Annotated in this window: 17 protein-coding genes; 9 read left to right on the top strand and 8 right to left on the bottom strand. The window is 65.5% G+C overall.

Annotated features, from left to right (window positions below):
• The first annotated feature begins 498 nt into the window (after window positions 1-498).
• Complete coding sequence (locus tag WH303_RS22360) at window positions 499-891, top strand: RcnB family protein (RefSeq protein WP_339521157.1); 393 nt, start codon at window positions 499-501, stop codon at window positions 889-891.
• 81 nt (window positions 892-972) lie between these two features.
• Here WH303_RS22360 and WH303_RS22355 read toward each other — a convergent pair whose 3' ends face one another.
• Window positions 973-1,884 carry an inositol monophosphatase family protein gene (locus WH303_RS22355; RefSeq protein WP_312989773.1) on the bottom strand — a complete coding sequence of 304 codons (912 nt, stop codon included), beginning with the start codon at window positions 1,882-1,884 and terminating at the stop codon, window positions 973-975.
• Window positions 1,885-2,046: 162 nt separating this feature from the next.
• Here WH303_RS22355 and WH303_RS22350 point away from each other — a divergent pair, with 162 nt between their 5' ends.
• Together WH303_RS22350 and cysE are read left to right on the top strand one after the other, a co-directional pair.
• Window positions 2,047-2,859 carry an RNA methyltransferase gene (locus tag WH303_RS22350; protein ID WP_339521156.1) on the top strand — a complete coding sequence of 271 codons (813 nt, stop codon included), beginning with the start codon at window positions 2,047-2,049 and terminating at the stop codon, window positions 2,857-2,859.
• Between the two features lie 39 nt (window positions 2,860-2,898).
• Entirely contained in the window at window positions 2,899-3,678 is a 780-nt protein-coding gene (gene cysE / locus WH303_RS22345) for a serine O-acetyltransferase (protein WP_339521155.1), read from the top strand.
• 28 nt (window positions 3,679-3,706) lie between these two features.
• On the opposite strand, the gene WH303_RS22340 is transcribed toward cysE, so the two are convergent.
• Window positions 3,707-4,138, bottom strand: coding sequence for a winged helix-turn-helix transcriptional regulator (locus WH303_RS22340; protein WP_021027670.1), 432 nt, complete (start codon window positions 4,136-4,138; stop codon window positions 3,707-3,709).
• Window positions 4,139-4,235: 97 nt separating this feature from the next.
• Here WH303_RS22340 and WH303_RS22335 point away from each other — a divergent pair, with 97 nt between their 5' ends.
• Complete coding sequence (locus tag WH303_RS22335; protein WP_339521154.1) at window positions 4,236-5,498, top strand: MFS transporter; 1,263 nt, start codon at window positions 4,236-4,238, stop codon at window positions 5,496-5,498.
• Here the strand turns inward: WH303_RS22335 and WH303_RS22330 are convergent.
• The 4 genes from WH303_RS22330 to gdhA all read right to left on the bottom strand — a co-directional run bounded on the left by WH303_RS22330 (window position 5,495) and on the right by gdhA (window position 10,586).
• The gene (locus WH303_RS22330) at window positions 5,495-6,037 is read right to left on the bottom strand and encodes a DUF2867 domain-containing protein (protein ID WP_339521153.1); all 543 of its coding nucleotides are present in this window, start codon (window positions 6,035-6,037) and stop codon (window positions 5,495-5,497) included. The two genes, WH303_RS22335 and WH303_RS22330, sit on opposite strands and share 4 nt — an antisense overlap.
• Window positions 6,038-6,052: 15 nt before the next feature.
• Window positions 6,053-7,078 (bottom strand): tRNA (adenosine(37)-N6)-dimethylallyltransferase MiaA, encoded by a 1,026-nt coding sequence (gene miaA / locus WH303_RS22325; RefSeq protein ID WP_339521152.1) that lies wholly within the window; start codon window positions 7,076-7,078, stop codon window positions 6,053-6,055.
• 158 nt (window positions 7,079-7,236) lie between these two features.
• Complete coding sequence (locus tag WH303_RS22320; RefSeq protein ID WP_339521151.1) at window positions 7,237-9,108, bottom strand: M48 family metallopeptidase; 1,872 nt, start codon at window positions 9,106-9,108, stop codon at window positions 7,237-7,239.
• A 131-nt stretch (window positions 9,109-9,239) separates the two neighbouring features.
• On the bottom strand, window positions 9,240-10,586 hold the full coding sequence (gene gdhA / locus WH303_RS22315) for an NADP-specific glutamate dehydrogenase (RefSeq protein ID WP_339521150.1): 1,347 nt from the start codon (window positions 10,584-10,586) through the stop codon (window positions 9,240-9,242).
• Between the two features lie 384 nt (window positions 10,587-10,970).
• Here gdhA and WH303_RS22310 point away from each other — a divergent pair, with 384 nt between their 5' ends.
• From WH303_RS22310 to WH303_RS22295, 4 genes are all read left to right on the top strand, one after another.
• Window positions 10,971-11,597, top strand: coding sequence for a MarR family winged helix-turn-helix transcriptional regulator (locus tag WH303_RS22310; RefSeq protein ID WP_339521149.1), 627 nt, complete (start codon window positions 10,971-10,973; stop codon window positions 11,595-11,597).
• Complete coding sequence (locus tag WH303_RS22305) at window positions 11,594-13,129, top strand: efflux transporter outer membrane subunit (protein ID WP_339521148.1); 1,536 nt, start codon at window positions 11,594-11,596, stop codon at window positions 13,127-13,129. Before WH303_RS22310 ends, WH303_RS22305 begins: the two co-directional genes overlap by 4 nt.
• A gap of 80 nt (window positions 13,130-13,209) precedes the next feature.
• On the top strand, window positions 13,210-14,448 hold the full coding sequence (locus WH303_RS22300; protein WP_312989783.1) for an HlyD family secretion protein: 1,239 nt from the start codon (window positions 13,210-13,212) through the stop codon (window positions 14,446-14,448).
• A gap of 52 nt (window positions 14,449-14,500) precedes the next feature.
• Window positions 14,501-16,069, top strand: a complete 1,569-nt coding sequence (locus tag WH303_RS22295) for a DHA2 family efflux MFS transporter permease subunit (protein WP_021027661.1) — start codon at window positions 14,501-14,503, stop codon at window positions 16,067-16,069.
• Between the two features lie 80 nt (window positions 16,070-16,149).
• Here the strand turns inward: WH303_RS22295 and mutL are convergent, their stop codons facing one another.
• The gene (mutL, locus tag WH303_RS22290) at window positions 16,150-18,255 is read right to left on the bottom strand and encodes a DNA mismatch repair endonuclease MutL (protein WP_339521147.1); all 2,106 of its coding nucleotides are present in this window, start codon (window positions 18,253-18,255) and stop codon (window positions 16,150-16,152) included.
• A gap of 193 nt (window positions 18,256-18,448) precedes the next feature.
• Between mutL and WH303_RS22285 the strand changes: the two genes are divergently transcribed.
• The gene (locus WH303_RS22285; protein WP_043340888.1) at window positions 18,449-19,093 is read left to right on the top strand and encodes a VTT domain-containing protein; all 645 of its coding nucleotides are present in this window, start codon (window positions 18,449-18,451) and stop codon (window positions 19,091-19,093) included.
• Between the two features lie 72 nt (window positions 19,094-19,165).
• Here the strand turns inward: WH303_RS22285 and WH303_RS22280 are convergent.
• A partial coding sequence (locus tag WH303_RS22280; RefSeq protein ID WP_339521146.1) for an N-acetylmuramoyl-L-alanine amidase occupies window positions 19,166-20,095 on the bottom strand: 930 nt, incomplete at its 5' end.

Below are 20,095 nucleotides of genomic sequence, written 5' to 3'. Positions count from 1 at the left end.
TTTCCATTGGGTTTGAACTCATCTATTGGTATGGGTTGGTATGCATCCAACTTGGCATGGCATGGGTGATGGGGTTGGCACCGGGCCCATAAAGGCGGGCATAACCGGCGGGGCACCAGGGGGCAGGGTGGCTGCGCCTGTGTGCGTCTGGCCGCTATGCGCATCATACAAGGCTGGCTGGGGGGCCATCGGCCTGGGCGGGGTGTGCATATTAACGCAATTGGCCCATCAAGTTGGCGGCCACTCGCATGCAGCGCAAGGAAATATCTGGTAGATCCGCCCTGCAAGGGGTTTTCGGCGCGGGCGGGCACCGCAGCGGCAAGCGCCGCTATTTTTGAAGAGATTTAACACCCCGATGCGAATGTAAAGCCCATCGCAGCGCCTTGAAAATCTCGGTAAAGCTGGCTGTTTCCTACCGCTTTGCACGGCGGCTTGCGCCATCATGGGCTGCAAGCAAGGCGGTTCTGCCTTGTGCTCTACAAGGATAGGAGGTCCTCAATGACAAACGCAACGACAACATGGATGCGCCGTATCGCCGCCGCTGCACTGGTGGCTACGATGGGGGCTGGCGCCGTCGGCGTGCAAGCGCAACCGCGCCCGCCGCAGGATGTGCAGCGCCATGATGACCGGGGCCGTGCGCAGCCCGATCGCCGCCATGATGCGCACCGGCCCGATGCGCGCAACCACCGGGGCGCGGGACCGGACCACCGCTGGGTCAAGGGCTCGCGTGTGCCGCCCCAGTACCGGGCGCATGGCTATGTGGTCAATGACTGGCGCGGCCACCGCCTGAGTTCACCCCCGCGCGGCTACCACTGGATCCAGAATGGCGGTGACTACCTGCTGGTGGCCATTGCCTCTGGCGTGGTTGCGCAGATCGTGTTTGGCAACTGATAGACCGTCGGTTTTCTGATCGGCCAAAGACAAAGCCCACAGGCATGGCCTGTGGGCTTTGTCGTAGGAGAGCGCGGAGATTTACTCGGCTTGCTCGGCGTCGGGCTCGGCCGGGGTGTCTGCAGCGGGCTCGGCGCCGTCGTCGTTCAGCGCCTGGCGCACGGCAGCCTTGTCGCCCGCGCTGGCAAACTTGCTGTATTTGGCGAGGATGGGCACCAGCTGGCCGTAGATGCGGGGCGTGCCGGCCAGTACTTCGCGTTGCTCCAGAAAGTCGGCTTCACCGGTGAAGTTGCCGACCAGGCCACCGGCCTCGGTCACCAGCAGCGAGCCCGCTGCCACATCCCAGATGCTCAGGCCCGTTTCAAAGAAACCATCGCTGAAACCGGCGGCCACATAGGCCAGGTCCAGTGCCGCTGCGCCGGGGCGGCGCACGCCGCTGGTGCGCTGCATCACATCGCCCAGCATGGCCATGTACTGCTTGAAGTTGTCGCCCGGACGGAAGGGGAAGCCGGTGGTGATCAGGGTGTCGCGCAGCTGGGTGCGCTTGGACACGCGGATGCGGCGCTCATTGAGGAAGGCGCCACGGCCACGGGTGGCGGTGAACAGGTCGTTGCGGGTGGGGTCGTACACCACGGCTTGCTCGATGCGGCCGTTCACGGCCAGCGCGATGCTGACGCAGTAGACGGGGAAGCCGTGGATGAAGTTGGTGGTGCCGTCCAGCGGATCGATGATCCAGATGTGGTTGGAGCGGGGGTTGCCGTATTCGTTGCCCGATTCTTCAGCGAGGATGCCGTGGTCCGGGTAGGCAGTCAGCAAGGTCTCGATGATCGCTTGCTCGGAGGCCTGGTCCACTTCGGTCACAAAGTCGTTCACCTGTTTGGTCGATACCCGCACCGATTCCACGTCAAGCGCGGCACGGTTGATGATGGCGCCAGCAGCGCGAGCGGCCTTGATGGCCATGTTGAGCATGGGGTGCAGGGAGGAGGACGACATAAATTGTGTGGGCGTAAGTGGGGCAGCAAAAACGCTGCGAAACGCTGGGGCAAGAGCGGCTTGTAGATCGCGGCCGGCGATGCGGCAGCGACAATAGGGGCTAGATTGTACCTGCGGTCGATTTTTTTCGCTGGTGCATGTCCATTTTTGCTCGACCTGTCTATGAAAACCCGTTTTGTTCTGATCGAAACCAGCCACGCCGGCAATGTGGGCGCCGCCGCCCGCGCCATCAAGACCATGGGTTTCGATGACCTGGTGCTGGTGCGCCCGCGCTGGAGCAATGTGCTGCGCAAGGAAGAAACCATCCAACGCGCCAGCGGCGCACTGGATGTGCTGGCCAACTGCCGCATTGTGGCCACCGTGGAGGAAGCGCTCGATGGCATGAGCCACCTCTGCGCCACGGCGATGACCCCGCGTGACTTTGGCCCCCCCGCGCGCACGCCGCGTGAGCATTTTGCGCTGCTGCTGCAAGGCGCGCTGGCCGCCCAGGCTGGGCCAGATCGGCTGCATGAAGACAGCAGCCCCGCAGCCAGCGACGCCGCAGCCGCCAACCCCAGCGGCGAGAGCGGCGTGGCCTTTTTGTTTGGCTGCGAGCGCTATGGCATGGCCAATGAGGATGTGTACCGCTGCCATGTGGCGCTGTCGATTCCGACCAATCCGGATTTTGGCTCGCTCAACCTGGCCTCGGCCGTGCAGGTGGTGGCCTATGACTGGCGCCAGGCGCTGGGCGGCTATGGCGTGAGCGATGTGGCGGCGCGGGGCGAGCGGGCCGATGCGCAGCAGGTGGCGGGCATGCTGGCGCACTGGCAGCAGGCGCTGGCCGAGATCGGTTTTCTGGACCTGGATGCGCCCAAGAAGCTGATGCCCCGGCTCAACCAGATGTTCAACCGCGCGCAACTGACCCAGGAGGAAATCCATATCCTCAGAGGTGTTGCCAAGGCCATGCTGCGCACGGCCGAGGCCACAAAACGCTAGACTGGCGGGCCCTCGAATACTTATATAACCATTGTTTCCATGCTTGACCGCCTGCGCTCCGATATTCAGTGCATCCTCGACCGCGATCCTGCCGCCCGCAGCCGTTGGGAGGTCATCACCTGTTATCCCGGTCTGCATGCGATCTGGATGCAGCGTCCCGCGCACTGGTGCTGGAGCCATGGATTCAAATGGACGGGCCGTTTCATCTCGCACATGGCCCGCTGGCTGACCGGCATCGAGATCCACCCCGGCGCGCAGATTGGCCGCAATGTCTTTATCGACCATGGCATGGGTGTCGTGATCGGCGAGACGGCGGTCGTCGGTGACGGCTGCACCATCTACCACGGCGTCACCCTGGGCGGCACCACGCTCTACAAGGGCGCCAAGCGCCATCCCACCTTGGGCAAGAACGTGGTGGTGGCTGCGGGTGCCAAGGTGTTGGGCGGCTTTGAGGTGGGCGATGGTGCCAAGATCGGTAGCAATGCCGTGGTCATCAAGCCGGTGCCAGCCGGTGCCACGGCGGTGGGCATCCCCGCCCGCATCATTGCCTCGCGCCAAGGCGCCAGTGCCGATGTGACCGAGGCCCAGCCCGAGCAGAAGTTTGCCGCCTACGGCGTGACGCAGGAAGACGACCCGCTGTCCAAGGCCATGCGCGGCATCATCGACAGCGCGGCCGGCCATGAGCAGCAGATCACCATGCTCTGGGCTGCGATCGAGAAGCTGTCGGTGCAAAGCAAGCTGGGCGATTGCGTGCCTTGCGATGCGCAGCGCGAAGCCGAGTTCGAAGCCCAGAAGCTGAGCGACCTGGTCGGCAAGTAAGGCCCAGGCCTGTCTTGCCAATAAGCGGCTAGCCCAGCTTGCGCACCATGGCGGCACTGGGCGCCAGCACCTGGCCATCGGCGGTCTGCGGCTGCATGCGCGCCACCGGCTGGCCGCTGGCTTTTTCCACCAGGCTTGAATGCGCCTCGCCCGGTGCAAACAGCTGGTCCTCGCCCCATTGGCGCAGCGCCACCACCACCGGGAACAGGCCCAGGCCCTTGGCCGTCAGCGCATATTCTTGATAGGCACTGCCGTCCGATGCGGGCTGCGTCTGCAGCACACCCGCATCCACCAGCTTGCGCAGCCGGTCGCTCAGGATATTGCGTGCCATGCCCAGATTGCGCTGCAAATCGCCAAAGCGCTGCACGCCATCAAAGGCATCCCGCACGATCAGCAGCGACCAGCGGTCGCCAATGGCATCCAAGGCGCGTGCAACGGGGCAGGGCTGGTGCTGGGTCATGCGGTGTTCTCCAAGTTTTCCAATCGAGTTGCATTTTAAAACTGGAATGCCTAGAATTCATCTGGTTTTAAATTAAAACTAGATTGGTGATGACTCGATGACTTCCTCTTCCTGTGTCGATACCCCGGGCCGGCAGGTCCAGCATCCTGCTGTGCCGGTGGGTTTGGTCTGGCTGTTTGCCGTGGCCGCTGGCGCCAGCGTGGCCAATGTCTACTACGCCCAGCCGCTGCTCGATGCGGTGGCGCTGGACCTGGGCATACCGCTGGCCGCCGTCGGCGGCGTGATCACCGCCACGCAACTGGGATCAGCGCTTGCGTTGCTGCTGCTGGTGCCCTTGGGCGACCGGGTCAACCGGCGGCCTTTGATGGCCTGGCAATTGCTGGCCCTGGTGCTGGCGCTGCTGGCCGTAGCCTGGGCGCCGTCTGCGCCCTGGTTGATGGCGGCGATGCTGGCGGTGGGCTTGCTGGGCACGGCGATGACCCAGGGCCTGATCGCCTATGCCGCCAGTGCGGCGCCGCCCGATGCCCAGGGCCGGGTGGTGGGTGGCGCGCAAAGCGGGGTCTTTATCGGCCTGCTGCTGGCGCGGGTACTGGCCGGGGCCGTGGGCGATGCCTGGGGCTGGCGCAGCGTCTATATGGCCTCGGCGGCGTTGATGCTGGCGATGGCGCTGCCGCTGTGGTGCTGGCTGCCGGTGCTGGCGCATCGGCCATCCAGCCTGGGCTATCGCCAACTGGTGGTATCGATGGGCCGCCTGCTGCGGCGCGACCGGGTCCTGCAGGTGCGTGGCGTGCTGGCGCTATTGATGTTTGCCGCGTTCAGTATTTTCTGGAGCAGCCTGGTGCTGCCGCTGCGCGCGCCGCCCTTTGGTTTTTCGCACAGCGCCATTGGCCTGTTTGGCCTCGTGGGCGCTGCTGGTGCCTTGGCGGCCACGGTGGCGGGCCGCTGGGTGGACAGGGGCCAGGCGCAGCGCGCATCGCTGTGGGCCTTGCTGGCGCTGCTGCTGGCCTGGCTGCCCTTGGCCGGTTTGGGCGGGCTGCCCGATCCGCGCTGGGCGATCGCAGCCTTGGTGTTGGGCATTGTGCTCTTGGACCTGGGTGGCCAGGCCTTGCATGTCAGCAACCAGGGTCTCATTTTTGCGCGCAGCAGCGATGCGCACAGCCGCGTGGTCGCCGTCTACATGCTGTTCTATGCAGTAGGCAGCGGGCTGGGTGCCATCAGCGCCACCAGCGTCTATGCCTATGCGGGTTGGCTGGGTGTATGCGCACTGGGTGCGGTGGTCAGTGGCGCCGCGCTGCTGTTTTGGTGGGCCACGCACGACTGGATGCGTGCGGATCCTGCGCGCGCCGCTGCGAACGCTTAGGCTGCGGCAGGTTGTGCCTGGCCCAAGGCGGCCAGCACCGCAGGTGCAATGCGCCGGTGCATGGGCGCCACCGGCAGCATGTACAAATGGCCGAGCAGGTTGCGGACATGCACCACCGTTGTGATGGTGATGGCGACCTGGTCCTGGCGGCCGGCGACAGGCGCGCGGTGGACGCTGAGCACCACGTTCAAATGCTTGTCGCTGTCGCCAATCAGTGCCTCCGCTGCGCTGTTCTCCAGCACCGTAAAAACGCCCACGCGCTCGCCCGGCTGGTAGGCGCTGGCAGGGCGCTGCGGGTCGATCTGGGAGAGGGTGCCCAGGTCCTTGAGCCCCACCAGTTGGCCCACCCGGTTGCGGGCCTGCATGCACCACTCAATCCAGCGCGGCGTGCGCGCGACGGCGGCCAGAAAATAGGCCAGCGCCGGCTCGCCGGTCTGCGCGGTGTGGATGCACCAGGCATCCTGAAAATGCGCGCCGGCCAGGCGCTCGGCGATGCGGCTGCCCGCAGGCGGCCGGGTCTCTTGCGGTTGGGTGGGCATGGTGGGGACCAGCGTTTAGGTGCCAGCAGCAGCGAGCCGGGCGCTGGCAGCGCGCAGCCATTGGTCCAGCGCACCCGGCGCATCGCAGGCAATCGCCTGGCGGGCGGGCATGCTGCGCAGCCAGGTGATCTGGCGCTTGGCCAGCTGGCGCGTGGCGGCAATGCCTTGCTCGCGCATCTCGGCCCACAATGCGGGCGGCACGTCGCTTTCGGTCTGCACGGCAATGCCTTGCTGGGCGCAGCGGTCGAGCATCTCCCACATCTGGCGGTAGCCCACGCAGCGCATCGATGGCAGGTTCAGCTGCAGATCGCCGCGCGCGCGCAGCTGCAGCACCTCGGCCAAGAATCCCTGGGCCAGCATCTGGTCGTAGCGCAGCGCAATGCGCGCATGCAGCCAGGCGCGGTCGCTGGGCTCCAGGCTGAAAAGCTGAAAACTGGGCGCCAGCTGCAGCAGTGGCGACGGCCGCTTTTGCTGCGCATGGAAGTGCGACAGCGGCTGGCCGCTGATGCGCCAGACCTCCAGTGCGCGCTGCACCCGCTGGCTGTCGCCCGGCGCCAGACGCTGCGCGGTCACCGGGTCAACCTGGGCCAGCAGCCCATGCATATGGGGCCAGCCATGGAGGGCGGCCTCGGCATCGAGCTGGGCGCGCACCGCCGGGTCGGCCGCAGGCATGTCATCGATGCCATCCATCAGCGCCTTGAAATACAGCATGGTGCCGCCCACCAGCAAGCTGATGGCGCCCCGCGCATGGATTTGCGCGACCAGCGCCAGCGCATCGCGCACAAACTCGGCCGCGCTGTAGGCGTCCAGCGGGTCGCGGATATCGAGCAGGTGGTGGACAATACCGGCCTGCTCCTGCACGCTGGGTTTGGCCGAGCCAATGTCCATGCCCCGGTAGATGAGGGCCGAGTCCACACTGATGATCTCGACGGGCCGCGCCGCGCCCAGTTGCTGCGCCAGCGCAATGGCAGCGCCGGTCTTGCCGGAGGCGGTGGGGCCGGCCAGGCCCAGGCAGAGGGGAGAGCTTGCGGCGGATGGCACGGTAAAGAAGCGGTGAGCTGGTCACGCAGGGCCCCATGCAGGCATGGGGGCTGGCGCAGACAGCTATCAATACAGGAGTGATGACTGCCCGCCAGTGTATGGCCAAAGCGAAGCCAACAGGCTGGGCGGGAGTTTTCGATGCAGGGTTGACGCTCGTTCTACAGGGTGGCGAGGTAAATGGGCTGGCGCGCATGGCGCCGTGCCTTTTCTTCGCTGGCAGGCTCGTCCGGGCCCACGCAGACCACGAGCAGCATGCCGGGCAGGTCGATATCGGCATACAGCGCGCGGCGCAGCTCGCTGCGTTGTTCTTCATTCAGCCGAGGTGCCTGCACCAGCAGCAGATGGATGCGCAGCTCGGGCATGCTTGATTCTGGTTTGCTGAGCAGCCAGGCCTGGCTGATGGGCTTGAACAGCGCCAGCTCGCCGCGCAGATCGGCCAGCTCGAACGCGCTCAAATCGTTCACGCGCGTGCCCTGGAACACAGGGGCCTGCTGCACGCTGTCGAAAAAGCTTTGCTGCTGCAGCTCGGCCTCGCGGGCGCGGTCACGCCACAGGCGCATTGCGCCAGCGTCGTAGCTGCTTTGCTTGGCCTGGGCTTCTAGCATGCCCACCATTGCCCGCGTGGCATAGGGACGGTAGCTGGGCGCGGTCTGCCACAGCGCCTCCAGGCATTTTTGCTGCAAGGCGGTATCGCTGGTGGGCAGGCAGGCGGCCAGTCCGGCCAGCGCGCCGGGATGCTGCGCATCACGGGCCAGCACCTGCTCGTAGAGCTGGCGCACGGGGGCCTGGCGGTCCAGCATGCGCTCAATGCGCGCGCGCTCGATCAGCTCTGCATTGCTGGAGTGGGCCGCATTGGCACGCAGCTGCTGGGCGTGCAGCTGCCAGCGCGCCATGCGTGCATGGTGCTGCTTCCAGGTGCTGGCATTGTCCTTGCACCAGCGGGCGTCGAATTGCTGCATCCATTCCGCAGCCTTGGGGCCCAGCAGGCTGACGGCACCTTTGGTGGACCAGCTGGGCAGGCCTGGGCGCTCGCCACTGATGGCCTTCACCCGGTCGCGCAAGGCCGGGTGGGTGTCGTCCACATCGCTGATCCGCGCGAGCGCCTGGCGCAGGGCCTGTTGCGCAAATGCCGGCTCGGGCTTGAGGCGCAGCATGTCTTGCATGGCACTGAACGGCCCCTGGGGCAGCGGGTGCTGGGCTGCGCTGCGCCAGTGCTGGCCCCAGAAGGCATCGCTCAGCCAGGCGGCCTTGACCTCCAGCTCGGTCAGTGTGGCAGCCGCCACGTCGGCCCCCAGCAGCTTCGCAGCGATGCGGTCGGCCTCGTACTCGTCCTGCCGGGCCATCGCAAAGGTCTTGGCAGCAAAGCGCGGAAAGTACCAGTTCAGGAACGAGCGGGTGGCTGCGGCCATCGGTCCGTCATCTTCGCGCATGCTGTAGTAGAGCTTGAGCCAGGCGCGGCGCGAGCGGTACACCCAGGCGCTGAGGCGGTTGTGGTTCTCGCGCAGATGGCCGTATTCATGGGCCAGCACCGCCATCACCCTGGCCTTGTCGAGCGCCATCAGCAGCGGCAGGCCAATCATCAGGTAGTTGACCGAGCCGCCCAGCATGCCAAAGCGGGGCCGCTGCCAGATGGCGGCGTTGCAATCATCTTGCAGGTAGACGGCATCGATGGCCGGGCCCTTGACCTTGCGGCGGATGCGATCGAGCGCCTTGAACAGATCCGGAGCGTCGGCCTCGGTAATCGCAATGCCCTCGGGCTCGTCGGCCGGGCCCGTCCACAGCGCCTTGAAACTGGTCCACAGCAGGCCCAGCGCAAACACCAGCGCCAGCACATAGCCGCCGCGAAACTGGCCGCGCACAGCCTGGGTCACGACAAATGCGAGGATGGCCAGACTCAGGACCAGGCAGCCCACCACCCAGAGGTAGCCCAGCAGCGCAAACCGGATGACGCTGCGCCGGTAGGCGGCGCTGTCTTTGGCGCTTTCGATCTCGCTCTCGCGCACCAGATGGATAAAGTCCGCTTGCTCCATGGCCCGCCCCTCATACCTTGTCGTAGTGGTTGTCGTTGTAATGTTCTGGCGCGCAGCAAAAAGCCCCCAGCGCGCTGAACGCTGGGGGCATTGTGCAGTGGGTGCTGACCGGGCGCTACGCCCGGGCGTTTTTACAACACGCCTTGGGCCAGCATGGCGTCGGCCACCTTCACAAAGCCGGCGATATTGGCGCCGTCGATGTAGCTCATCGAGCCGTCTTCGCGCTGGCCGTACTTGACGCAAGCCGAGTGGATGCCTTCCATGATTTCAAAGAGGCGCTGGTCGACTTCGGCAGCAGGCCAGCTCAGGCGCAGCGCGTTCTGGCTCATCTCCAGGCCGGAGGTGGCGACGCCGCCGGCGTTCGATGCCTTGCCCGGCGCGTAGAGCACGCCGGCCTTCTCAAAGGCCTTGGCCGCTTCGATGGTGCAGGGCATGTTGGCGCCTTCGGCCACGCAGAGCACGCCGTTCCTGATCAGGGTCTGGGCATCGGCCAGTTCCAGCTCGTTCTGGGTGGCGCAGGGCAGGGCCACGTCGGCCTTGATGAACCACGGGGTCTTGCCTTCGTAGTACTCCACGCCCGGCACTTGCTTGGCGTAGTCGCTCACGCGGCCGTACTGCTTGTTCTTGATGTCCATCAGCTTGACCAGCTTGTCACCGTCAAAACCGGCCGCGTCGTAGATGGTGCCCGAGGAGTCGGAGGCCGACACCACCTTGGCGCCCAGTGCCATGGCCTTGTCGATGGCGAACTGCGCCACATTGCCCGAGCCCGAGACCGAGACCGTCAGGCCTTCGAAGCTCTTGCCACGGGTCTTGAGCATTTCCTGCGCAAAGTAGACGGTGCCAAAGCCGGTGGCTTCGGGGCGGATCAGCGAGCCGCCAAAGGCCAGGCCCTTGCCGGTGAACACACAGTCGGCGCGGTTGGCCAGCTTTTTGTACATGCCGGCCATGAAGGCCACTTCACGGCCGCCCACGCCGATATCGCCGGCGGGCACGTCGGTATCCGAGCCCACATGGCGGAACAGTTCGCTGATGAAGGCCTGGCAAAAGCGCATCACTTCGGCATCGCTCTTGCCCTTGGGGTCGAAGTCCGAGCCGCCCTTGCCGCCGCCCATGGGCAGCGTGGTCAGCGCGTTCTTGAAGGTCTGCTCAAACGCCAGGAACTTGAGCACCGACAGGTTGACCGAGGGGTGGAAGCGCAGGCCGCCCTTGTAGGGGCCGATGGCCATGCTGTGCTGGATGCGGTAGCCACGGTTGACCTGCACCACACCCTTGTCGTCCACCCAGCTGACGCGAAAGCTCACCACGCGCTCGGGCTCCACCAGGCGTTCGAGCAGGCTGTGTTGGGCGTAGCGGGGGTTTTTCTCGATGAAGGGCCACAGGCTTTCCATGACTTCGGTCACGGCCTGCAAGAACTCGGGCTGGCCGGGGTTGCGCTGTTCGACGTAAGCGAGAAACTGGGCCAGGGATTGGTGTTGCATGGACAAACTTTCAAGGTCTAAAGCCGGCTTGCACTGATTTTGTGCGAGGGCCGAGGAGTGCACAGCGATGGTGCGCCATCGCGCCGAAAACCGACATTATGCCGAATGTGCATGCGTTAATGCATAAAACCCACATGCGATGACCCTGATAAGTCCGTGGATTGCACTGCTTTAGTGCTTTTCTGAGGGCGCACGCGGCTTTGCGGGCCGGCTGCCATGCCCTGAAATGGGGCTGTGCGGGGGTGATGGCTGGTTGTCACCCCGGCTACTGCAGTGCCAAAAATCTGTGTGCCGATTGTGGTCTTTGCCTTTTCAACAATTGCCTAGGCAATGAATGATTGGATAATCATTGCCTTGTAAACCATTTCAGAAAGGGCCTGCGGCATGACCGATTCGCACCAGGAAAATCCCGCGTCTGCTGGCGAGGAGCAAGAAGCGCTGGCGGGCGGCTTTCCCGAGATTGAAGCCATCCGGCCGGTGGATTTCCCCTGCTGGCTGATGCGCATCATCTCCACCGTGGTGCGTGCCGAGGTGGACCGCCGCATGGAGCCGCTGGGCCTGACGCAGGCCCAGTGGATTCCGGTGCTGCACCTGGCCAGCGGCAAGGCCCATACCTCGGCCGACCTGGCACGCCGCACCCTGCAGACCCCGGGCGCGATGACGCGCCTGGTCGACCGCCTGGTGGACAAGGGCATCATCGAGCGCGAACGCTCCACTGACGACCGCCGCGTGGTCAGCCTGCGGTTGACCGACGAGGGCCTGGCCGCTGCGATGCAGGTGCCCGACATCGTCAAGGGCGTCAACAGCGCCGCGCTCAGCCCTTTGTCCCCCGATGAATTGACCCAGTTCCACGGTTACCTGCGCCGCATCTATGAGGCCATGCCCAACACCTTGTCGGTGGACATGTGCCTGCCCCCCGATGGCTGCGCCGGTGACGCCACCGACAACTCCGACAACTCCGATAACTCCGACAACACAGCACACCAGCCCGGCAAGGAGAGGGCACTATGACCAGCAGTTTTTCATTTGTGGGCGCCGACCGCCGGCTGGCCCTGTCAGCCATTGCGCTGGCGGCCACCACGTTCATCGCCGGATGCGCCGATATGCGCGGCATCGATACCCATGCCCAGCTGCGCTCACCGCAGTCTGTCGGCTTGCTCACCGAGCCTTCCGCGGCGGACCAGGCCGCGACCGTGGCCCCGGTCGATGCGCAGTGGTGGAAGGCGCTGGGCGATGCGCAGCTCAATGCGCTGATCGACACCGCGCTGGCTGACAGCCCCAACCTGCAATCGGCGCAGGCGCGCATCCGCAAGGCCTGGTCGCTGGCGCAGGTCAGTGAATCGGCCCTGGGCCCGCAGCTCAATGGCCAGGCCAATGCCTCTCGCAACCATGCGCCGGCCAATGGCATGATTCCGCCGCCCCTGGCCGGCAACAACTACAGCACGGCCGAGGCGCGCATCAACGGCAGCTGGTCGCTGGACCTGTTTGGCAAGCACCGCGCAGCGCTCGATGCCGCTGTGGGCTCGGCCCGTGCGGCCCAGGCCGACATGGACGCGGCCCGCGTGCTGCTGACCAGCAATATGGTGCTGGCCTATGTGCAGCTGTCCCGCCTGCAGGCGCAGGAAGAGGTGGCCGTGCGCGCCATTGACCAGCGCGCCCACACCCTGCAATTGGTGCGTGACCGCTATGACGCGGGCCTGGACACCACCCTGGAAGTGCGCCAAAGCGAGAGCGGCGTGCCCCAGGCCAAGGTGCAGCTGCTGCAAGTGCGTGAGCAAAAGCAGCTGGCACAAAACGCGCTGGCCGCGTTGATGGGCCAGCCCGCACGCGCCCAGGAACTGGTGGCTTCGCCGATCGCCCAACTGAGCCTGCCGCGTTTTCCGTCGCAGCTGTCGTCCAACCTGCTGGGGCGCCGGGCCGATATCGTGGCCGCGCGCTGGCGCGTGGAAGCTGCCGAGCAAGGCATTCGCCAGGCCAAGGCCGAGTTCTACCCCGATATCGACCTGACGGCCTTCCTGGGTTTGTCGAGCATTGGCTTTAACAACTTTGCCAAGAGCAGCGCGCGCGAATGGGGCGTGGGCCCGGCGCTGAGCCTGCCGATCTTCGACTCGGGCCGGCTGCGGGCCAATCTGAGCGGCAAATCGGCCGACTATGAGCTGGCCGTGCAGGCCTACAACCAGGCGGTGATCACGGCGGTGCACGATGTGGCCGACCAGGTCGCCAGTGCCCGCTCGGCCCATGCCCAGCTGCCCGAGCAGCGCCGCGCCGCCGATGCCGCGCAAAGCGCGCTCGATATTGCCAACCAGCGCTATGCCGCTGGCCTGGGCACCTATTTGAATGTGCTGTCGGCCGAGACCAATGTGCTGACCCAGCGCCAGCAGATGGTGGATGTCGAGGCCCGCATTCTGTCGAGCAATGCCGCACTGGCCCAGGCTTTGGGTGGTGGCTACCAGGAGCAGATCCACAGCAGTGACAGCAACGCCAACCCGGACAGCACCACACCCACCCAGACCAACGCCCCGATGGACAGCGCCAAGAGCTGACCTGCCCACCTCGCGTGCAACACACATAAGCAAGACCTTGAAGGCCCAGCCTCTCGTCACATAACTCGCTACGCAATACCATGTCGAACAACAACACTTCCGCTTCTCCCTCCGCCGCGCCCGCTGCCCCTGAGGCACCGGCAGCCCAGCCGCGCAAAAAATGGCTGCTGCGCCTGACGGGCCTCGTCATCGTGCTGGGCGCCGCCTATGGCATCTATGACTGGATGGTCAACAGCCATTTTGAAGAGACCGACAACGCCTATGTGCAGGGCAACCTGGTGCAGATCGCGCCGCAGACCGCCGGCACCGTGCAGTCCATCCTGGCCGATGACACCGACTATGTGAAGGAAGGCCAGGCCCTGGTGCGCCTGGATCCGGCCGATGCCAAGGTGGCCTTCGAGCAGGCCAAGGCCAACCTGGCCCAGGCGGTGCGCCAGGTGCGCACCCTGTATGTGAACAATGGCTCCTACACCGCGCAGATCGCGCAGCGCCAGGCCGAAGTGGCCAAGGCCAAGAACGACCTGGTGCGCGCGCAAAGCGACCTCAAGCGCCGCCAGGCACTGACGGGCAATGGCGCCGTATCGAAGGAAGAGCTGAGCCATGCGCAAAGCCAGGTCGATGCCGCCCAGGCGGCCGTCAATGCGTCGCAGGCCGCCGTCAACACGGCGCGCGAGCAGCTGGCCAGCAACCAGTCGCTGACCGAAGGCATCAGCGTGAACGACCACCCCAATGTGCTGACCGCTGCGGCCAAGGTACGTGAGGCCTATCTGGCGATGCAGCGCAACGAGCTGGTCTCGCCCGTCTCGGGCGTGGTGGGCAAGCGCTCGGTGCAGGTGGGCCAGCGCGTGGCCCCCGGCACGCCGCTGATGACCGTGGTGCCGATGAACCAGCTCTGGGTCGAGGCCAACTTCAAGGAAAACCAGCTGCGCAACCTGCGCCTGGGCCAGCCCGTCAAGATGACGGCCGACCTTTACGGCAAGAAGGTCGAGTACAGCGGCACGGTTGAAGGCCTGGGCGTGGGCACGGGCGCTGCCTTCTCGCTGCTGCCCGCGCAAAACGCGACGGGCAACTGGATCAAGGTGGTGCAGCGCGTGCCGGTGCGCATTGCGCTCGATCCCAAGCAGGTGCAGGAGCACCCGCTGCGCGTGGGCCTGTCGATGCTGGTGGATGTGGACATCCAGAACCAGGATGGCAAGCTGCTGGCCGATGTGCCGCGCAAGGAGCCGCTGGTGCAGACCAATGTCTATGACGTGCAGGACGAAGGCGCCGATGCGGTGATTGCGCAAGTGATCGCCAGCAATGCCGGCAAGAAGCTGTAAGCGCCCCTTCTTTTGACCAGGGCTGCCCGCTGGGCGGCCCCAAGGATGCGTTATGGCAACTTCCAATCCCTCGCTACCCCACCCGCCGCTCGAAGGCTCGGCGCGCCTCATTGGCACCCTGGCGCTGTCGGCTGCGGTGTTCATGAATGTGCTGGACACCTCGATCGCGAACGTGTCGCTGCCGGCCATTGCCGGTGACCTGGGCGTCAGCGCCAACCAGGGCACCTGGGTGATCACCAGCTTTGCCGTGGCCAATGCGATCTCGGTGCCGCTGACCGGCTGGCTGTCTATGCGCTTTGGCCAGGTGCGCTTGTTCATGCTCAGCGTGACCTTGTTCGTGATCTCGTCCTGGCTTTGCGGCCTGGCCCCGAACATGACGACCCTGATCGCGTTCCGTATCTTGCAGGGCTTTGTCGCCGGGCCGATGATTCCGCTGTCTCAGTCGCTGCTCCTGGCCAGTTACCCGCGCGCGATGGCGGGCACGGCGATGGCCTTCTGGTCGATGACGACCCTGATCGCGCCGGTGATGGGCCCCTTGCTGGGCGGCTGGATCACCGACAACATGTCCTGGCCCTGGATCTTCTACATCAATGTGCCGGTCGGCATGCTGTCCGTGGGCGCTACCTGGGCGATCTTCCGCAACCGGGATTCGGTGCGCAAGGCCTTGCCGATCGATGCGATTGGCCTGGGGCTGCTGGTGGTCTGGGTCTCGGCGATGCAGATCATGCTGGATATCGGCAAGGAGCACGACTGGTTCCAGTCGCCGATGGTGGTCGCCTGTGCGGTGATTGCGGTCGTTGGCCTCTTGTACTTCCTGATCTGGGAGCTGGGCGACAAGCACCCGGTGGTGGACCTGCGCCTGTTCAAGAACCGCAATTTCTGGGCCGGCACCCTGGCCATCTCGGTGGGCTATGGCCTGTTCTTTGGCAATGTGGTGCTGCTGCCTTTGTGGCTGCAGCAGTTCATGGGCTACACCGCCACCGATGCGGGCCTGGTGTTGGCGCCGGTGGGCTTGCTGGCGCTGGTGCTCTCGCCGGTGGTGGGCAAGACCATCCACAAGGTCGATCCCCGGCGCTATGCGACGGCCTCGTTCATCGTGTTCGGTCTGGTGATGTGGATGCGTTCGCGCTTCAACACCCAGGTGGACCTGACGACCATCATGATCCCGACCATCGTGCAGGGCGCGGCCATGGCAGGCTTTTTCATTCCGCTGATGACCATCACCTTGAGCGATATCCCGCCCGAGAAAATGCCCAGCGCATCGGGCCTGTCGAACTTTGTGCGGATCACTGCCGGTGCCGTCGGTACCTCGGTCGCCACTACCCTTTGGGAGCGCCGCGCCACCTTGCACCACGCGCAACTGGTCGAGCACATCAGCCTGGGCGATGGCCCCACCGCGCAAGTGGTGCAAGGCCTGCAGGCCAGCGGGCTTACGCTGCAGCAGGCGCTCGCCCGGGTCGACCAGCTGGTCAACCAGCAGGCCTTTATGCTGGCGGCCAATGATATTTTCTGGGCCTCGTCGATGCTGTTCCTGCTGCTGATCCCGCTGGTCTGGCTGGCCAAGGGCCCCAAGAAGGGCCAGGGCGGCGGCGGATCGGAGGCGGCATCGGCTGCGCACTGATCCAGCACTGCACACGGCTGCATACATGGAAAAAGGAAGCCTCGGCTTCCTTTTTTTCGGTCTGGGCGCTGGGGCGCGGTTTAGCGGCCGCGCAAGAACAGTGCGTCCAGCTCCTTCATGCTCAGCTGGCGCCAAGTGGGCCGGCCATGGTTGCACTGGTCGGAGCGCTCGGTGTGCTCCATATCGCGCAGCAGTGCGTTCATCTCGTCGATGGTGAGTTGCCGGTTGGCGCGCACGGCGCCGTGGCAGGCCATCGTCCCCAGGATCTCGTTGCGGGCGCGCTGCACGACGGTGCTGGCATCGTGCTGCGCCAGCTCGGCCAGCACGCTGCGCGCCAGCTCCACGGGGTTGCCCTGGGCCAAGGTGGTGGGCGTGGCACGCACGGCCAGGGTCTTGGGCGAGAAGGGCACGACCTCCAGCCCCAGCTGGGCCAGGGTCTCGCTGTGGTCTTCGGCGGTGGCCACTTCTTCGGGTGTGGCCGAGAAGGTCGCAGGAATCAGCAGTGGCTGGCTGGCAATGGCGCTGCTGGCATCGCCGTCATCGAGCTGGCTTTTGAGGCGCTCGTAGACGATGCGCTCATGGGCGGCATGCATATCGACAATGACCAGGCCCTGGGCGTTTTCCGCGAGGATATAGACCCCATGGATCTGCGCCACGGCCCGGCCCAGCGGCCAGGGGTTGTCGGCAGATTCCGGGGGCAGGGTGGGCACCAGCGGCGCGCCGGCGGCCATCGCACCGGCAGCGGGTTGCGGGCTCCAGCGCGGGCTGGCTTCCTGCACCTGCCAGGGCGTGGCATCGATGCTGGTGGCTGTGTTGCTGGACATGCCTGCCAGCGTTGCATCTGGCGTTGCAGCGCCCCCACCTTGGCCCCAGAGCGCAGCCGTTTGCTGCAGCGCCTGCAGGCCGTTGACGCGGGGCGGGGCCTCAAAGCGCATCGCAGTCTGCGCCTGGGGGGCTGGCGCATAGGCTTGGCCTGGCAAGGCGGTCGGCTGGCCGGCCGTTGCCGGTGTGGGCACTGCGGCCGCAGCGTCCAGCAGCTGCTGGGCGCGCGGGGCGGCCAGTGCGTTCTCCACGCCATGCAGCACCGCCTGGTGCACCTCGCGGCTATCGCGAAAGCGTACCTCGATCTTGGTCGGGTGCACGTTCACATCGACCCGCATCGGATCGAGGCTGATATAGAGCGCATAGACGGGCTGGCGGTGGCCGTGCAGCACATCTTCATAGGCGGCGCGGGCCGCATGGGTGAGCACCTTGTCGCGCACAAAGCGGCCGTTGACATAGCAGAACTGCTGGTCGGCACGCGAGCGCGCGGCATCGGGCAGACCCGCGCGGCCGCGTACCTGCACATGGCCGGCCTGGTAGTTCACGACAATCGATTGCTCGAGAAAATCGGGGCCCAGCACATCGGCCAGGCGCTTGTCCATCGCGCGCTGCTCCAGCTGCTGCCAGGCGGCGTCGTCGGGCAGGTCTGCATCGCTGCGGGGCGGCAGGGTGGCGCGCCATTGCTCGACCAGCTTGCCCTCATGCCAGATCGCAAAGCCCACGCCGGGGCGGGTGAGCGCATGGCGGCGCACGGCCTCGACGCAATGGGCCAGCTCGGTGGCGTCGGTCTTCAAAAACTTGCGCCGCGCAGGCGTGCTGAAGAACAGCTCCTTGACCTCCATCGTCGTGCCGGGGTTGCGGGCGGCGGGGCGCAGCTCGCCACTGCGGGCATCGAGCAGGTAGGCGCTCTCTTGCTGGGCGGGGCGCGAGAGCACGCTCATCTCCGAGACCGAGGCAATGGCTGCCAGCGCCTCGCCCCGGAACCCCATGGTGGCCACCGATTCGAGGTCATGCAGGTTGCGGATCTTGCTGGTCGCGTGGCGGCGCAGCGCAATGGGCAGCTCTTCGCGCGGAATGCCGCAGCCGTCGTCTTCGACGGTGATCAGCCGCACACCACCGGCGAGCAGGCGCACGGTGATGCTGGTGGCCCCTGCATCGAGCGCATTGTCGACCAGCTCACGCACGACGGAGGCGGGGCGCTCGACCACCTCGCCGGCCGCGATCTGGCTGACCAGCTCATCGGGCAGATCCTGGATGGGACGGCGCGTGGGCGCAGCGCTGCTGCCACTGTGGGCTGCAGGCGTCAAAGCATCGTTGGGGGCGTCTGCCGGGTCAAGGGAGGCGGGTGCGGTATCTGCGGTCATGCAGGGATTTTAGGCAAAGCCGCCTGGCATTCGGGGTAAAGTGTGCAATCGCCACTTTGGGCCCTGGGGCTGCAGTTCTCTAGCCTGCCTAAGTGGTGATCAAGATGGTTTGCCGCAGGGCCTCAGGGCTGCTGCGGTTTTTGTGTAGAGAGGTTGTGTTTTGGAATTCTTCAGCTGGTTCATCGATGCGGGCATGCATCTGATCGACTTCATCTTGCATGTCGACAAGTACCTGGAAGCTTTTGTAACGACCTATGGCATGTGGGTCTATGCGCTGCTGTTTCTGATCGTCTTTGTCGAGACCGGCGTCGTGGTGATGCCCTTCTTGCCCGGCGATTCGCTGCTGTTTATCGTCGGCGCCATGTGCGGTGCGGGGCTGATGAGTTTTCCGCTGGCTACCGGCTTGCTGTTTGCGGCGGCCTTCCTCGGCGACCAGTGCAATTACCAGATCGGCCACCATTTGGGGCCCAAGGTGTTCAAGTGGGAGAACTCGCGCTGGTTCAACCGCAAGGCCTTTGACAAGGCCCATGCGTTCTACGAGCGCTATGGCGGCATCACCATCATCCTGGCGCGCTTCATGCCGTTTGTGCGCACCTTTGCGCCCTTTGTGGCGGGCGTGGCCAACATGAACCGTGCCAAGTTCATTGCCTACAACCTGATTGGCGCGGCCATCTGGGTGTTTGGCATTTGCGCGGCGGGTTACTTCTTTGGCAACCTGCCCTGGGTCAAGGCCAACTTGGAGAAGATCATCTGGGGCCTGATCCTCGTGCCCGGTCTGCTGGCCATCTTTGGTGCCTGGCGCGCCGGCAGGAACGAGAAGGCCGCTGGCACCGTCTGAGCAGCGACTGCACGATGAGCAAGGGACCGCCGAGGCGGTCCCTTTTTTGTGGCTGCAAAGCTGGATTGACGCTTATACCGTGCGGTTGCGCGCCAGCGGCGGGTTCTTCGCAAAATAGGCCTGGATGCCGCGCATGATGGCGTCAGCGAGCTGGTTTTGGTAGGCGGTGGTGCGCAGCTTGGCTTCTTCTTCGGGGTTGCTGATGAAGGCGGTCTCGACCAGCACGCTGGGGATGTCGGGCGCCTTCAACACGGCAAAACCGGCCTGCTCCACGCGGGGCTTGTGCAGGCGGGCGAACTGGCCCAACTGGCCCAGCACATGGGTGCCGAGCTTGAGGCTGTCATTGATCTGGGCGGTGGTGCTCATGTCCAAAAGTGCGCGCTGCACATGGGCGTCGCTGCTGCCGACGCCGGCCACGTTCAGGCCGCCCACCATGTCGGCCTGGTTCTCCTTGTTGGCCAGCCAGCGCGCGGCCGAGCTGGTCGCGCCGCGCTCGCTCAGCGCAAACACGCTGGCGCCATTGGCCGATGGCTTGGTGAACGCATCGGCATGGATGCTGATGAACAGATCGGCCTGCACACGGCGGGCCTTTTCGACCCGGGTGTTGAGCGGCACAAAGAAGTCGGCATCGCGTGTCATGAACGCGCGCATCGGGTTGCCGCCCACGCTGCTGTTGTTGATGCGCTCGCGCAGCATGTGGCCGATCTTGAGCACGATGTCTTTTTCGCGGATACCGCTGGGGCCGGTGGCGCCAGGGTCTTCACCGCCATGGCCGGGGTCGAGCGCGACGATGATGAGGCGGTCGGTGCGCGATGCCGGGCGGCCGCGTGCGGGCGGTGGAGGAGGAGGCGGCGGCGGGGGCGGAGGAGGTGCTGCAGCCACGACGGTGGGCGGCGGCGCGACCGGTGCAACGGGGGGTGCCACCGGGCGGTTGCCACTCTTGGCAATCAGCTCGGCCAGCGGGTCGGCAGCCTGGGCGGCGGCTGCTGGCGAGGGTGGGGC

The organism is Comamonas sp. MYb69 (assembly GCF_037479315.1).
GTDB lineage: Bacteria > Pseudomonadota > Gammaproteobacteria > Burkholderiales > Burkholderiaceae_C > Comamonas.
Note: the sequence above shows the minus strand (reverse complement) of the source record. Positions and strands in the feature narration are given on the sequence as shown.

Excerpts from the sequence above, each read along its gene's own strand:
- WH303_RS22295 (WP_021027661.1), top strand. The coding sequence starts at position 14,501 with ATGGCAACTTCCAATCCCTCGCTACCCCACCCGCCGCTCGAAGGCTCG.
- WH303_RS22350 (WP_339521156.1), top strand. The coding sequence starts at position 2,047 with ATGAAAACCCGTTTTGTTCTGATCGAAACCAGCCACGCCGGCAATGTG.
- WH303_RS22360 (WP_339521157.1), top strand. The coding sequence starts at position 499 with ATGACAAACGCAACGACAACATGGATGCGCCGTATCGCCGCCGCTGCA.
- mutL (WP_339521147.1), bottom strand. The coding sequence starts at position 18,255 with ATGACCGCAGATACCGCACCCGCCTCCCTTGACCCGGCAGACGCCCCC.
- WH303_RS22305 (WP_339521148.1), top strand. The coding sequence starts at position 11,594 with ATGACCAGCAGTTTTTCATTTGTGGGCGCCGACCGCCGGCTGGCCCTG.
- WH303_RS22355 (WP_312989773.1), bottom strand. The coding sequence starts at position 1,884 with ATGTCGTCCTCCTCCCTGCACCCCATGCTCAACATGGCCATCAAGGCC.
- WH303_RS22285 (WP_043340888.1), top strand. The coding sequence starts at position 18,449 with ATGCATCTGATCGACTTCATCTTGCATGTCGACAAGTACCTGGAAGCT.
- WH303_RS22340 (WP_021027670.1), bottom strand. The coding sequence starts at position 4,138 with ATGACCCAGCACCAGCCCTGCCCCGTTGCACGCGCCTTGGATGCCATT.
- WH303_RS22300 (WP_312989783.1), top strand. The coding sequence starts at position 13,210 with ATGTCGAACAACAACACTTCCGCTTCTCCCTCCGCCGCGCCCGCTGCC.
- WH303_RS22310 (WP_339521149.1), top strand. The coding sequence starts at position 10,971 with ATGACCGATTCGCACCAGGAAAATCCCGCGTCTGCTGGCGAGGAGCAA.
- WH303_RS22330 (WP_339521153.1), bottom strand. The coding sequence starts at position 6,037 with ATGCCCACCCAACCGCAAGAGACCCGGCCGCCTGCGGGCAGCCGCATC.
- WH303_RS22320 (WP_339521151.1), bottom strand. The coding sequence starts at position 9,108 with ATGGAGCAAGCGGACTTTATCCATCTGGTGCGCGAGAGCGAGATCGAA.
- gdhA (WP_339521150.1), bottom strand. The coding sequence starts at position 10,586 with ATGCAACACCAATCCCTGGCCCAGTTTCTCGCTTACGTCGAACAGCGC.
- cysE (WP_339521155.1), top strand. The coding sequence starts at position 2,899 with ATGCTTGACCGCCTGCGCTCCGATATTCAGTGCATCCTCGACCGCGAT.
- WH303_RS22335 (WP_339521154.1), top strand. The coding sequence starts at position 4,236 with ATGACTTCCTCTTCCTGTGTCGATACCCCGGGCCGGCAGGTCCAGCAT.